This is a genomic window from Nostoc sp. FACHB-888 (assembly GCF_014696655.1).
Classification (GTDB): Bacteria; Cyanobacteriota; Cyanobacteriia; order Cyanobacteriales; family Nostocaceae; genus Nostoc.
In genome coordinates, this window is the sequence record NZ_JACJQM010000001.1 from 80,964 (window position 1) to 94,867 (window position 13,904).

Genomic DNA, 13,904 nt, shown 5'->3' on the forward strand with positions numbered 1-13,904 from the left:
AGAAATATTTTAGGATATTTCTTCTGTTCATAGAATTTATTACAACGTTTAGCTAAAAATAAACGCTTGTTTAGTCTTATAGATAAACACTAAGTATACCAAGATAAACTCCATTTTATATCCTTCTATTCCTTGTTCTAGTTGAAAAAATAATTAATTATATAAATTATTCCCAACTACTGTTGCATTTTCTTAATAAGCCATTCAAAAACAACAGATAAGGAGCTTTTTACTTCATGTTAGAAGGATGGATGCAAATAGCCTTAACCTTGCTAATCATCATCGCCATAACTCCTTTGCTAGGAAGCTATATGGCACAGGTTTTCATAGGAGAACAAACACTAATTAACCCAATAATTAATCCTATAGAAAGAGTAATTTTTGCCATTAGTGGAGTGCGTACTCAGGAAAATTTTACAGGCTGGCAATATGCCAAAGAATTGCTGTACAGCAATCTTGTTATGGTAATTTTCGTGTACTTAATCCTGATGTTTCAGGGATGGTTACCACTCAATCCCACCGCATTAAATGCACCTAGTTGGGATTTAGGACTGCACACTGCTATTTCTTTCCTCACCAACACTAACCAACAGCATTATTCTGGTGAAACGACTTATAGCTATGGCAGCCAAGTCTTCGCCCTCGGTTTTCTAATGTTTACCTCGGCTGCAACTGGTTTAGCAGTAGCCATAGCTTTTATTCGTGGTTTAACTGGCAGACCATTAGGCAACTTTTACACTGACTTCACCAAGTCAATCACACGCATCTTATTACCAATATCAATAGTTGGCGGATTGTTGTTGCTATTAGCAGGTGTACCGGAAACCTTAGCAGGGCCAGCAACAGTAACCACTTTAGAGGGCGTGACTCAAGTAATTGCCCGTGGCCCAGTCGCGCATTTTGAAATCATCAAAGAACTGGGAGAAAACGGTGGTGGCTTTTTTGGAATTAACTCAGCACATCCCTTTGAAAATCCCAATGGTTTTTCTAACCTCTTAGAGACTTGCATCATGATTGCCATCCCTGCATCACTAATTTATACCTATGGTGTCTTTACTAATAACCGTAAGCAAGCATGGTTAATATTTTGGATGGTGTTTATCATTTTCGTCTTTTTAGTAGGCATTGCAGCAGTAGGCGAGTTTCAAGGAAATCCCCTAGTTAATCCTTTATTAAAAGAACAACAACCCAACTTAGAAGGAAAAGAAGTGCGATTTGGTTGGGCGCAAACGGCACTTTGGGCAGTCATGACCACAGCTACAATGTGCGGTGCTGTTAACGGAATGCACGACTCCTTAATGCCTCCGGGTGGATTTGTCACGCTGTTTAATATGTTTTTGCAAATCATTTGGGGAGGTCAGGGAACCGGCACAGCTTACCTCTACATTTACTTAATTTTGGCAGTATTCCTGACTGGCTTAATGGTAGGGAGAACACCAGAATTCTTAGGACGCAAAATCGAGAAAAAAGAAATAGTCCTCGCTAGCGTTGTCTTATTAGTTCATCCCTTTGCCATTCTCATTCCTTGGGCAATTGTTTTTGCCTTTCCTGATAACCTCTCAGGTATTACCAACTCAGGATTTCATGGAGTTTCCCAGGTTGTTTACGAATACGCTTCCGCAGCATCTAACAACGGTTCTGGTTTTGAAGGATTAGGTGATAACACACTTTGGTGGAATCTCAGCACCACAGTCAGTATGTTGGCGGGGCGTTACATCCCCATTATTGCGCTGCTACTTTTGGCAGATAGTATGTCTCGTAAACAACCAGTACCAATGACTACTGGCACCCTCAGAACGGACACCAGACTCTTCACAGGAGTTACAAGCGGCGTAATTTTAATCCTTGGCGCTCTCACTTTCTTACCCGTACTAGTATTAGGCCCCATAGCAGAAGCATTCCAACTAGCCGCAGGACGGTAAAAGATTAACGCCGATAAATTCTTTTTTGCACCTAACGCACTTCGTGCTAGAGCTTCTACCACGCTGCTTGAGATAAAAAAATCTAATTCATTCACCCAAAAATGGAAACAACTACAAAACCGCGAAAAAAACGCAAACATAAATCCGAAGCCAAACCAAGCGGACTCTACATGCGAGCATTTCAACAAGCATTTGTGAAACTATACCCGCGTAACATGATTAGAAATCCGGTGATGTTCGTAGTTTGGTTAGGTACTATTGTCACAACACTGATGACAATTGCACCGGACTTATTTGGGCCAACGCCAGGGGAAAATCCACGATTATTCAACGGACTCATCACCCTGATTTTATTCTTAACTATTGTCTTTGCTAACTTTGCCGAAGCTGTAGCCGAAGGACGAGGTAAAGCTCAAGCTGATGCCTTGCGATCGGCAAAATCCGACGCCAAAGCCAAAAAAATTCTCCCTGATGGTTTTCTCCAAGAAGTAAGTTCTACAGCCTTACGCCGCGGTGACACAATCAAGGTAACTTCTGGTGATATCATCCCTGCTGATGGGGAAGTAATTAAAGGTGTGGCTTCTGTAGATGAATCAGCAATTACAGGTGAATCAGCACCAGTATTAAAAGAACCAGGTTCAGACATTGCCAGTTCAGTCACCGGAGGAACGCGCATCACCTCCGATGAATTAATCATTAGAGTGACTAATGACCCAGGACAAGGCTTTCTTGACCGGATGATTGGTCTAGTAGAAGGTGCTTCTCGGAGCAAAACACCTAATGAAATTGCCCTGACAGTTCTGCTGGCAGTTCTCACGCAGGTGTTTTTAGTTGTGATTGCCACACTACCTACAGTGTCAGTCTATGTCAACTCACCCCTAAGTATTGCTGTACTCATTGCTTTACTTGTGGCATTAATTCCCACTACCATCGGCGGATTATTAAGTGCTATTGGCATTGCCGGGATGGATAGAGTCGCCCAATTTAATGTGATTGCCACCTCTGGAAGGGCGGTGGAAGCCTGTGGAGATATCAATACCCTCATTTTAGATAAAACAGGTACGATTACCTTGGGAAACCGCTTGGCAGAAGAATTTATTCCGGTCAATGGTCATGCAATGGCAGATGTAGCGCAAATTGCCCTGGCATCGAGTGTATTTGATGAAACACCAGAAGGCAAATCAATTGTCAAATTAGCAGAGAAATTAGGAGCAAAATTAGATTTCGATACCAAGCAAGCAGAAGGTATTGAATTTTCTGCCAAAACCCGCATGAGTGGCACTGATTTATCCAATGGGGTAGAAATTCGTAAAGGTGCGGTAGATGCCATTAAAGGATTTGTTCGTTCTCGCCAGGGACAATTAACGCCGGAACTTGATACCGCTTTTGAGCGAATTTCTCGATTAGGTGGTACTCCCTTAGCACTCTGCAAAAATAATGATATTTACGGTGTAATTTATCTCAAAGACATTATTAAACCGGGAATTCGGGAACGCTTTGATCAAATGCGACGTATGGGAATTAAAACCATCATGCTCACAGGAGATAACCGCATTACTGCATCTGTAATTGCCGCAGAAGCAGGAGTTGATGACTTTATTGCCGAAGCCACACCCGAAGACAAAATTGAAGTAATTAGAACTGAACAGGCCCAAGGAAAACTCGTAGCCATGACTGGAGATGGCACCAATGATGCCCCAGCCTTAGCTCAAGCAAATGTAGGTGTGGCAATGAATACAGGTACTCAAGCAGCCAAAGAAGCCGCTAACATGGTAGACCTAGATTCCGACCCGACCAAATTAATTGATATCGTCACCATTGGTAAACAATTACTAATTACCCGTGGCGCACTCACCAGCTTTTCTATTGCCAACGATATTGCCAAATACTTCGCCATTCTCCCTGCTATCTTTTCTGGTATTGGCGTTGGCGCTCTCAATATAATGGGTTTAGCAAGTACCCAATCTGCTGTTTTATCAGCCTTAATTTATAACGCCTTAATTATTCCTGCACTCATCCCCCTAGCACTAACTGGCGTAAAATTTCGACCACTAACCGCCGACCAACTCCTACAACGCAACATATTCATCTATGGATTTGGCGGCATAGTAGCTCCCTTCATTGCCATTAAAATCATAGACCTTTTAATTACATCCATAGGACTAGCGTAATCAAAAACTCCGCGCCCCTTTGCGTTTAAATCATGAAAAAATTCTCTCTCTCCCTCTTTCTCATCCTTTCCCTCAACCTATTTTTAGCACAAGCCATATACGCAGCCACCCCTGACAAAATATCACGCGCTGCATCCTACACCATTGCGCTTTTAGGACTCGCAACTCTCAGCGTCAGCATTTATCTATTCGCTGTCATTTTTCAACCGGAGAAATTCTAATGAGCCAATTGAATAAAGCTATTCGTTCCACCTTCGCTTTGTGGATACTCACAGCCTTCCTTTATCCTTTATTCATGCTGATTTGTGGACAGATAGCCTTTCCCTTCCATGCCAACGGTAGCTTAATTACCAATAATCAAGGTATAGTAGTAGGTTCAGCATTAATTGGTCAATCTTTTGCAAGCGATCGCTATTTTTGGAGCCGCCCTAGTGTTATTAACTACAGCACCAACCCAGAAGTAGCTAGCACTGGTGAGTCAGGAGCTAGCAACCTAGCACCCAGTAATCCCAAACTTCTCGAACGCATTCAAGCAGAAATAAAACGGCTACAACAAGCTGATATTCAACCCACTGCTGACCTAATTTATACCTCTGGCTCTGGTTTAGATCCACATATTAGCCCTGAATCCGCCCAAGCACAGTTGTCGCGGATTGCAACTGTCCGCAATGTGGATACCCAAAAAATTCAAAGCCTGATATCTCAAAACACCGAAGGTAGATTTCTGGGTATATTTGGTGAACCTGGAGTTAATGTTTTGAAGCTCAATTTGGCTTTGGATGCTTTACAGCCTGCAAATTAACTTTTGGAGGGAGTTAATAATTTATATTTAACTCCACTTATCTTAATCATGATTTATTCCCATACCCCCTCCCCCGATAGTTCCTATATTCGTCCTCACCGACGTGGGAAGCATAAAATTTTTATTGGTATGGCTCCCGGTGTCGGCAAAACTTATAAAATGCTGGAAGAAGCATATCAACTTAAACAAGATGGTATTGATGTAATTATCGGTATGCTAGAAACTCATGGACGCAAAGAAACGGCCATGAAAGCTAACGGATTGGAGATAATTCCCCGCAAAGCCTTTATCCACCAGAATATCGCCCTACAGGAGATGGACACAGATGCAATTGTGCAACGCGCTCCCCAACTGGTTTTAGTGGATGAACTCGCTCATACTAATATTCCTGGTTCCCCACGAGAAAAACGCTATCAGGACGTAGAGGTAATTTTAGCAGCCGGAATAGATGTCTATTCCACTGTAAATATTCAACATTTAGAAAGTTTAAATGACCTAGTAGCAAGAATTACAGGTGTCGTGGTGCGAGAGCGAATTCCTGATTACTTACTAGATGAAGCTGATGCTGTTGTTGTCATTGATGTTACCCCAGAAACTCTAAAAGAGCGCTTGCAAGAAGGAAAAATATATGCACCTGATAAAATCGAACAATCTCTAAAAAACTTTTTTCAGTATCGTAATCTCGTCGCTTTAAGAGAATTAGCATTAAGAGAAGTTGCAGATACAGTTGAGGAAGCAGCAAACACTTCTAACTTAATAGGAGAAAATTGTAATATTCATGAACGAGTTTTAGTGTGTATATCTACTTATCCTGATTCAGTCCAATTATTACGTCGAGGTGCGCGTATTGCTAATTATATGAATGCGCGTTTATATGCGGTATTTGTGGCAAATCCTGAACAATTCCTCACTAAAGAAGAAAGTTTACATATTGATACTTGTGAGAGATTATGCCGAGAGTTTGGGGGTGAATTTTTATATGTTAAAAGCAAAAGTGTTGCTAAAGAAATTGCTCAAGTGGCAGCAGTTTATCACATTACACAAATTATTATTGGTGAAAGCCAGCAACCCTCATGGAAAAGATTGTTCAAAGGTTCTTTCACCCAACGATTGATGGAGCTAATCAGATATCAAAAAATAGATTTACATATTATTGCCACCGATAAATAATTTAAGAAGATTGCAAAACTATGGCAGAACATAAGTATAAAAAGATGAATGCTTTTTTTATTTATAAACACTATCTCAGAGGTCGGGAATATTCTTAGCGATCTGTCGCTACCTAAAATTATGCAGTTGTTCTTGATATAGTTCTGGTGTGTTAAAGTCTAATAGCACATTTGGAGTTTCAAATTCCACTTGATGAATTACTGGATAAAATTCTCTGATAATTTGGCGTAAACCTAAAGTTTCTTCACGGATATTTTGTAAGTGCGTAGGCATCACATTCTATTATTGAATAAAAGTAGATGCCCTATTTTACCTTGATATGTAGGCGCAGTAATCAATCCTGAATTGCTTTTATGCGCTAGCAGTAATCTCTGATAAATATCTAATTTTCTCGTTTGATCAACTGCTGAAATTGCTAAGATTTCAAAGTTATGGGGAATATGTTGTAACCCTGTAAGCAAGGGAGTAGTTTTCCCAGAATTGGCATGAGGATTAATTACAGCTAAACTGCCAAGTGGGCAATATTTTTGTTTATCGCTGTTTTGTGAACCTAGCACTACCACAGGGGTAAAACCTACACTTAACCACTGTTCTAGTTGATAAGTTAATAATGTTTGACCATCACCCCAAGGTAGCGAAGTTTTGCAAGTACCGATGCGAGTAGATGCACCTGCTGCGAGGACAATAGCAAAGTGTGACAATTTTAAAGGTATGCTATCCGTAGCGTGTGCAATTGCTATAACAAAGTCGTCACTACTAGGTAAGATTCTACAGGGTTAAATTTTCTAACTAGCATGGTACATACAGAAGTTCTCATGGAGTAGTTTAATATTCAATAAATTTATTATCTCAACTCTAAGGTATAATACCCAAGCAAAGAAAATCTATCTAAAGATATCAATTATTTATACATAAAGATAGTTGATGGCAATATACGTATTGTGAGAGAAAGCATATAATCATCTACTTTGCCTCACAAAAAGGAGACAAAATTTATCAAACAACTATTTCGATGACTGTAGACTTTCAAAGGTAAAGCAGAGAATAAATCTAATTACTGCTTAGATTAAGGAAGTGCTAATTAAGTACCATACTCTAGATGAAATCTCCAAATTGAAAGGCGAGAACAACTAAATACTGGGTAAAAATTGTTACTCAAAATATATTATAAAGCCGCAACTTGCAACTAGCCTGTTTTTTGGCTTATTCCATATAAAAGTACTGTAACGATAATGACGCACTCTCCAAATTCAGAAAATAACCAGAAACCACCTAATCATCGTTTATGGCTCCTCCTCTTAGGACGTACCAGTTTGGCTCTCGGTGTCATTTTGCTGGTTGGAATTGCAGTCGGTGCCTGGTGGGCTAGAAGCTATATATATAAAGATTTAGCTCCATTAGTGCAACAAAATCTCGAACAATTGCTTGGACGTCCAGTAAAAGTTGGGAATGTTGAACGTTTTTCGCTTTCTAGCCTAAGATTTAGCTCTCTATCAATACCAGCAACTCCCACCGATCCAGATCAGGTGGTAGCAAAAGCTTTGGAGGTGCAGTTCTCGCCCTTGCAGCTTCTCCTCAGCCGAAAACTGGCATTAAATGTCACGTTAGTTCAACCCAATGTTTACATCCAACAGGATCAGGATGGTAGCTGGGTTACAGCCCAAGTCAAGGCTGGAGAAGGAAAAGGTGCTATTCAAACTGACTTGGAGACACTTCAAATTCAAGATGGGAATGTAGAGTTATCGCCAGCCTCCGCACCAACTAGACCGAAAGGCTCAGTAATATTAAATCAAGTTGGTGGTATTGCCCGATTTTTTGATCAAAATCAACGCATTGGTTATGATCTCAATGGTCAACTCACCAGGGGAGGCACGGTTAAAATCTCTGGTGAAACACAAACAAAAGCTCAACAAACTAACCTCAAGCTGCAAGCACAAAGTTTACAAGCATCTGATATAAGTCGATTAATTGAGTTACCAATTGCTTTACAAGCAGGGCGTTTAGATGCTGATTTAGGGGTTCAAATTCCACCCAAACTGTTAGAAACAGCCGTTACGGGAACAGCCACTGCTAATCAAGTCATTGCTAAAATTCCAAATATTCCTCAGCCAGTTTCTAATTTTAATGGGAGATTTATATTTAATGGTCAGACAGTTGCTTTAGAAAATCTAAATACAAACTTTGGTAAAGTTCCTATTCTGGCTAATGGAACAATTAATACCCAAACAGGTTTTAATGTCTCTGCTCAAATAAAACCTGTTAGTGCGAAAAATATTTTAGACACGCTGAATGTAAATTCGCCAGTTCCAGCTAGTGGCGAAGTTCAAGCAAATATTAAGGTAGGCGGCGCACTACAGCAACCAGTCGTTAGCGGCACGGTAAGCAACACAAAACCTATTCAAGTTGACCGTATTCTCTTCAAAGCGGTCAATACTGACTTTCGCTTAAATGCATCTCAAACTGCATCTCAACTTACCGTCTCCAATTTGAAATTAGTCCCCGCAGCAGGTGGCCAAATCACAGGTGGCGGTCAAGCTAATATAGGAGCCAAAGACAACGTAATCTTTAATGCTCAAGTTGATGGTGTATCCGGGGATGTATTAGCACGTAACTACGGCATTAATCTACCGATCGCAGTTGGCAATGTTTCAGCAAAAGCACAAATTACTGGTTCACTTGGCAAACAGCCATTGAACCTTGATATTACTAGTGTTCAAGTAACGCCGCCAACTGGGGGGCAAATTACAGCCAATGGACAAATTCAACTGGCTCCCCAAGGTCAGGTAGGCGTAAATATTCAAGCTCAAAATTTACCAGGAAATGCGATCGCTCAAAGTTACGGCATCTCAACTCCCATTAATATTGGTGGTATATCTGCAAACGCTAAAGTTTCTGGCTCTCTGGGTAAACCCTTAAATGTCAATATTGCTAGCATTCAGGCAAGTCCAGAGGTAGGAGGGCAAGTAACAGCTAGTGGTCAACTTCAGCTTGCACCCCAAGGGAGGGTGGCGCTGAATGTGCAAGCACAAAATTTACCAGGGGATGCGATCGCAAAAGCATACGAATCCTCACCCGGTATTACCATTGGGAATGTATCAGCAAATGCCAATATTTCCGGTACTCTGAGCAACCTGCAAGCAGTAGCGCGGGTGCAAGCACCTACCGCCACCTATCCCACTACCGGACGAGTTGTTGTTGATCAACAAGGAGAGAATATCGTCTTTCCAAATGCGGTTTTTAACGTGGCAGGCGGGACAATCAGAGCTACAGGTCAACTTGCACAACAACGCTGGGAAGGGACTGTCAACACTTCTCAAATTCAACTCAACCGTTTCTCACCACAACTGCGAGGACGGCTTAATAGTAATATTCAGTTAGCAGGTACAACAGAATCTTTCCAGCTTGCAGATATTCGCGCCGCCGGACAAATCCGCCTTTCCCAAGGGGTAGCGCTACTGGCAAAACCGCTCACCGCTCAATTTCAGTGGAATGGACAGCAGATTATAGTTGAAAACGCAAGTACCGCAGGATTGAGTGCTAACGGTGCGATCGCAGTTCAAACTCCACCAACTGGCACACCCACAATTGCAGGATTTAATTTAAATGTACTAGCGCAGAATTTCAACTTAAAAAATACTGGGTTTCAAGTTCCTGGAGACGTAGCATTAGCGGGGGTACTTGATTTTAAAGGACAAGTTACAGGGACTCCAGATGTTCCGCAAGCTACTGGCAATATCCGACTGCGGAATTTCCAGGTTAGTGACTTGGCGTTTGACCCGCTTTTAACTGGAAACGTGAATTTTCAAGGAGGACAGGGAGCAAGTCTGCAATTAGCTGGTAAACAAGATAGGATTGCGCTCAACCTGGGTGCAAATTATCGTCCCACTTCATTTTTAGTCAAGCGGGATGATGCAGTTACCACAGGTAGAACTGAGGGAGATAACTTAATCATTAACGCTCAACAGTTTCCCATCGCTCTGATTGGAGGCTTTTTACCGAACAATCAATTGCAACCACTAGCGGGACAATTATCGGGAGATTTAGTTGTTAATCTGAATAATTATGCCATTGCGGGAGACGTTGCGATCGTTGGGCCTCGTGTTGCCAGAGTAGCAGCAGATGAATTTCGCGGCACTATTAATTATGCTGATGGTACTGCTAGCTTGGCTAATGGTCAATTGCGGATTGGAGATAGCAACATAGCTCTGAGTGGAAATGTAAAAGCAGGAAACGACCCGCAATTTCAATTCCAAGCTAATTTTGACCAAGCAAGAATCCAGAGACTTTTACAAGCGTTTAATATCTTTGATTTTCAAGACTTTGGTACCGGGTTGCAGCCTCCAACGTTAGCTGGAGCAGAGGTACTTGATACCAACGCTATCAGTTTGCCCAATGCAGATTTGCTAACACAGCTTGCATATTTCTCAAAAATTAGAAGATTGGTAGCACAACAACAGCAAGAAGAGAGAAATGAAACTGCATCTTTACCTATCCTTGCAGAATTAACGGGTGCTTTGAGTGGAGGAATTACAGCTAATGGCTCGTTAAAGTCTGGGTTGAATGTCGGCTTTAATTTCCAAGGTGCTAACTGGCAATGGGGTGAATACTCCATTAATCAAGTCGTTGCTCAAGGTACTTTTGCCGATGGAATCGTCACACTTTCGCCGTTGAGTGTCGGTATAAATCAAGGGCTGGTGGCTTTTTCAGGACAGTTAGGAACTGAGCAAGTGTCTGGAAATTTGAATGTAGCAAGTTTACCTTTATCACTTTTACAGCCTTTTATCGAACAATACCCCATAGATATCACTGGTAATGTAAATGCTAATGCCACATTGGGAGGTAGTTTACAAGACCCTAGTGTTAGAGGGGAAGTGACGTTAGCCAATGCGACTCTTAACCAGCAACCTGTGCAAACAGGACAAGTGAACTTTGATTACAACGATGCTCGTTTGAATTTTGACAGTAGCTTACTAGTGACAGGAACGCAGCCAGTTATCATTACAGGTAGCGTACCTGCTCCGTTACCTTTTGCCGAAGTGCAACCGGATAGCAATCAAATCAGCATCAACGCCAATGTGAACAATGAAGGATTAGCACTGTTAAACCTGTTTACTAACAATCAAGTCGCTTGGGTAGACGGTCAAGGACAAGTAGATTTAAATGTTCAAGGTACTTTAAACGAACCAATTATTAACGGCAATGTCACACTTAATGATGCGACTTTTAGCGCTGAAGCCTTATCTGAACCCCTAACGAATGTCACAGGAACAGCGCAATTTAATGGCAGTACGGTGAATGTCCAAGGTATCCAAGGCACTTACAATGAAGGGCAAGTAAGTGCATCAGGCATACTCCCGATTCTTCAGCCTCAGCAAGCCGTAGCAAATCCTCTCACAGTATCAATAGCAGACAAACTCAACTTTGAAATTGCAGGACTGTATGAAGGCGGTGTTGGCGGCGATATTGTACTTCGCGGAACAGCGCTAAAACCTGTAATTGGTGGAGAGATTGAATTGAGTGATGGTCAGGTGATTATTGGAAACTCGGCTACTGGTCAGAAAAAATCAGCAGCTACAGCAGCGACTAACGCTAACGTCATAAATAGGGAAGAGTTTAACATTAATGTCACACCTACAGCAGAGAGTAATCCTAGCCCAGTGATTAGACCAGAAAGTAACACTAGCACAGCAACTCCACCCAATTTACCTATAGAGTTTGCAGATTTAAGGTTAATTCTAGACGACGATGTTCGTGTTACCAGTCAATCCTTTCTCGACTCAATACCAGGAGCAGCCGTCTTTAATCAGCCCCTATTGAGCTTTGAAGCAAAAGGCGACTTGACCATTAATGGTACATTAGGCAAACCGCGTCCTGAAGGAGTCATTCGTTTGACAGGAGGACGAGTAAGTTTATTTTCCACTGAGTTCGCCTTGGAACGGGGCTATGAACAAACCGCGCGGTTTATTCCAAGTCAAGGACTTGACCCTACTTTGGATGTCCGACTGCTCGCAATTGTACCTGAAGCATCGGCAACGAATAGTCGAATTTTGGAATCACCATTGTCTGCTGAAATCAGCGATGTTTCTGCTAGCAACTTTGGGACTTTACGTACAGTTCGCGTTCAAGCCAGAGCCAACGGGCCAGCTAGTGAATTGGGCGAAAATCTGGAACTGACGAGTGAACCTAACCGTAGTAAAGGAGAAATAGTTGCTTTACTAGGTGGCTCAATTCTTGGTTCTTTCGGTCAAGCAGATGCAGGACAAGGACTGACTAATTTCGCTAGCTCTACCATTTTAGGTGGTTTGCAAGGAACTATTACTGCGATCGGGCAGGCTATTGGTTTCAGCGAATTTCGGATATTTCCCACCCCTACCACTAATAATGAAACAACGACAGCTTCAGTTCTGAATTTATCAGCAGAAGGTGTGTTTAATATTAATAGAAATTTCTCTGCTTCTTTATCACGCCCTCTTTCTAGCGATGAGTCTTTCCGTTATAACGTGCTTTATCGACTCAATGACGAACTTTTGATGCGAGGCTCAACTAATTTGGGGGATGAAAATCAATTCCAAGTTCAGTATGAAACCCGATTTTAGATTATAGAAATAGGTACATAACCTCCAAATTACCCATCACGGGCATATAAAAAACCCTACAATCACCTGTGACCGCGATTGTAGGGTTAGAGCTTATGAGGTGTCGCATTATGAAATCTTTTAAATTGTATGTAAAGATTTGAAACGGGTTAAACAACTGTGGGGAGATATCTAGGTATGCCATTGGTCATATGATGTCCAGTTAACTAGTTATAATTCCAACATCTGTCCAAAAACCGGAAAGTCCTTTTTCCCCCTGCTCCCTATGGTCTTCATGATAAGTCTCTAAGTGGACATGAGATCAAGTTCTGGAATTACGCTGCTAAAAGGGTTTTAAGCCTCTAAATTTCTAAATTTATTTATGGGGTCTTCTCTCCTGCCCCCTGACCCTTTTCCTCTTCAATGACTCACAAAGCAAAAATAAGCTAAAATTCAAGCAGAGTAAGCATTTCCCGCTCAAAAACTCCCTATGTTTGATAACCTGCAAACCCAAATTTACCAACTAGAACAATTTGCCAACAGCCTCGTTTCTAACCAACTGACACACCTTAGCGTGGTGAGTGTTGGTATTATCTTTGCGGCTGGCTTGCTCACCAGTCTCACACCCTGTATGCTTTCTATGCTACCAATTACCATTGGTTACATTGGTGGTTATGAAGCCAAAAGCCGCCTCCAAGCAGCTGCCCAATCAACTTGGTTCGCTTTAGGATTAGCAACTACATTAGCAGGGTTAGGAATCATAGCAGGTTTGATCGGAAAAGTCTACGGGCAGGTGGGAATTGGTTTGCCGATTATCGTCAGCATTATTGCCATTCTTATGGGGTTGAACTTACTAGAAGCACTACCTCTGCAATTTCCATCCTTGGGTGAAACGAATTGGATTTCGCCAGATTTACCAGCAGGATTGCGTTCCTATTTGCTGGGTCTGACTTTCGGCTTAGTCGCATCTCCTTGTAGCACGCCTGTTTTAGCTAGTTTGTTGGGTTGGATTGCCAATACACAAGACTTAATTTTAGGGGCTGTTTTGCTACTTTTTTACACAGTCGGTTATGTAGCTCCATTGATTTTGGCAGGTACTTTTACAGCTTCAATTAAAAAGTTACTAGAATTGCGTCGCTGGTCTGGTTGGATTAACCCAGTTAGTGGGGCGCTATTAGTAGGATTTGGTGTATTTTCCTTAATTTCTCGGATTCCTCTTGGCAGTTTTTAATTTCAATCTTTGATATTATCAATACCTTTGTTA

At 41.7% G+C, this 13,904-nt stretch carries 9 protein-coding genes; 7 read left to right on the plus strand and 2 right to left on the minus strand.

Annotated features, from left to right (window positions below):
* Positions 1–236: 236 nt before the first annotated feature.
* The 5 genes from kdpA (at position 237) to H6G26_RS00345 (ending at position 6,065) form a co-directional block, all read left to right on the plus strand.
* Positions 237–1,922: a potassium-transporting ATPase subunit KdpA gene (kdpA, locus tag H6G26_RS00325; RefSeq protein WP_190727364.1), complete on the plus strand. Its 1,686-nt coding sequence runs from the start codon at positions 237–239 to the stop codon at positions 1,920–1,922.
* Positions 1,923–2,023: 101 nt separating this feature from the next.
* Positions 2,024–4,093 (plus strand): potassium-transporting ATPase subunit KdpB, encoded by a 2,070-nt coding sequence (gene kdpB / locus H6G26_RS00330; protein ID WP_190727365.1) that lies wholly within the window; start codon positions 2,024–2,026, stop codon positions 4,091–4,093.
* Between the two features lie 32 nt (positions 4,094–4,125).
* A complete protein-coding gene (locus tag H6G26_RS00335) occupies positions 4,126–4,314 on the plus strand; it encodes a potassium-transporting ATPase subunit F (protein WP_190727366.1) in 189 nt (62 codons plus the stop codon).
* Entirely contained in the window at positions 4,314–4,895 is a 582-nt protein-coding gene (gene kdpC, locus H6G26_RS00340; RefSeq protein ID WP_190727367.1) for a K(+)-transporting ATPase subunit C, read from the plus strand. The genes H6G26_RS00335 and kdpC overlap by 1 nt, the downstream gene beginning before the upstream one ends.
* A 48-nt stretch (positions 4,896–4,943) precedes the next feature.
* Entirely contained in the window at positions 4,944–6,065 is a 1,122-nt protein-coding gene (locus H6G26_RS00345) for a sensor histidine kinase KdpD (protein WP_190727368.1), read from the plus strand.
* Between the two features lie 108 nt (positions 6,066–6,173).
* On the opposite strand, the gene H6G26_RS42265 is transcribed toward H6G26_RS00345, so the two are convergent.
* Entirely contained in the window at positions 6,174–6,338 is a 165-nt protein-coding gene (locus tag H6G26_RS42265; RefSeq protein WP_242053535.1) for a hypothetical protein, read from the minus strand.
* Complete coding sequence (locus H6G26_RS00350; protein ID WP_242053536.1) at positions 6,338–6,766, minus strand: NTP transferase domain-containing protein; 429 nt, start codon at positions 6,764–6,766, stop codon at positions 6,338–6,340. Before H6G26_RS00350 ends, H6G26_RS42265 begins: the two co-directional genes overlap by 1 nt.
* Positions 6,767–7,297: 531 nt before the next feature.
* Here H6G26_RS00350 and H6G26_RS00355 point away from each other — a divergent pair.
* Together H6G26_RS00355 and H6G26_RS00360 are read left to right on the plus strand one after the other, a co-directional pair.
* The gene (locus H6G26_RS00355) at positions 7,298–12,661 is read left to right on the plus strand and encodes a translocation/assembly module TamB domain-containing protein (RefSeq protein WP_190727369.1); all 5,364 of its coding nucleotides are present in this window, start codon (positions 7,298–7,300) and stop codon (positions 12,659–12,661) included.
* 469 nt (positions 12,662–13,130) lie between these two features.
* Positions 13,131–13,871 carry a cytochrome c biogenesis protein CcdA gene (locus H6G26_RS00360; RefSeq protein WP_190727370.1) on the plus strand — a complete coding sequence of 247 codons (741 nt, stop codon included), beginning with the start codon at positions 13,131–13,133 and terminating at the stop codon, positions 13,869–13,871.
* The last annotated feature ends 33 nt before the right edge of the window (positions 13,872–13,904 follow it).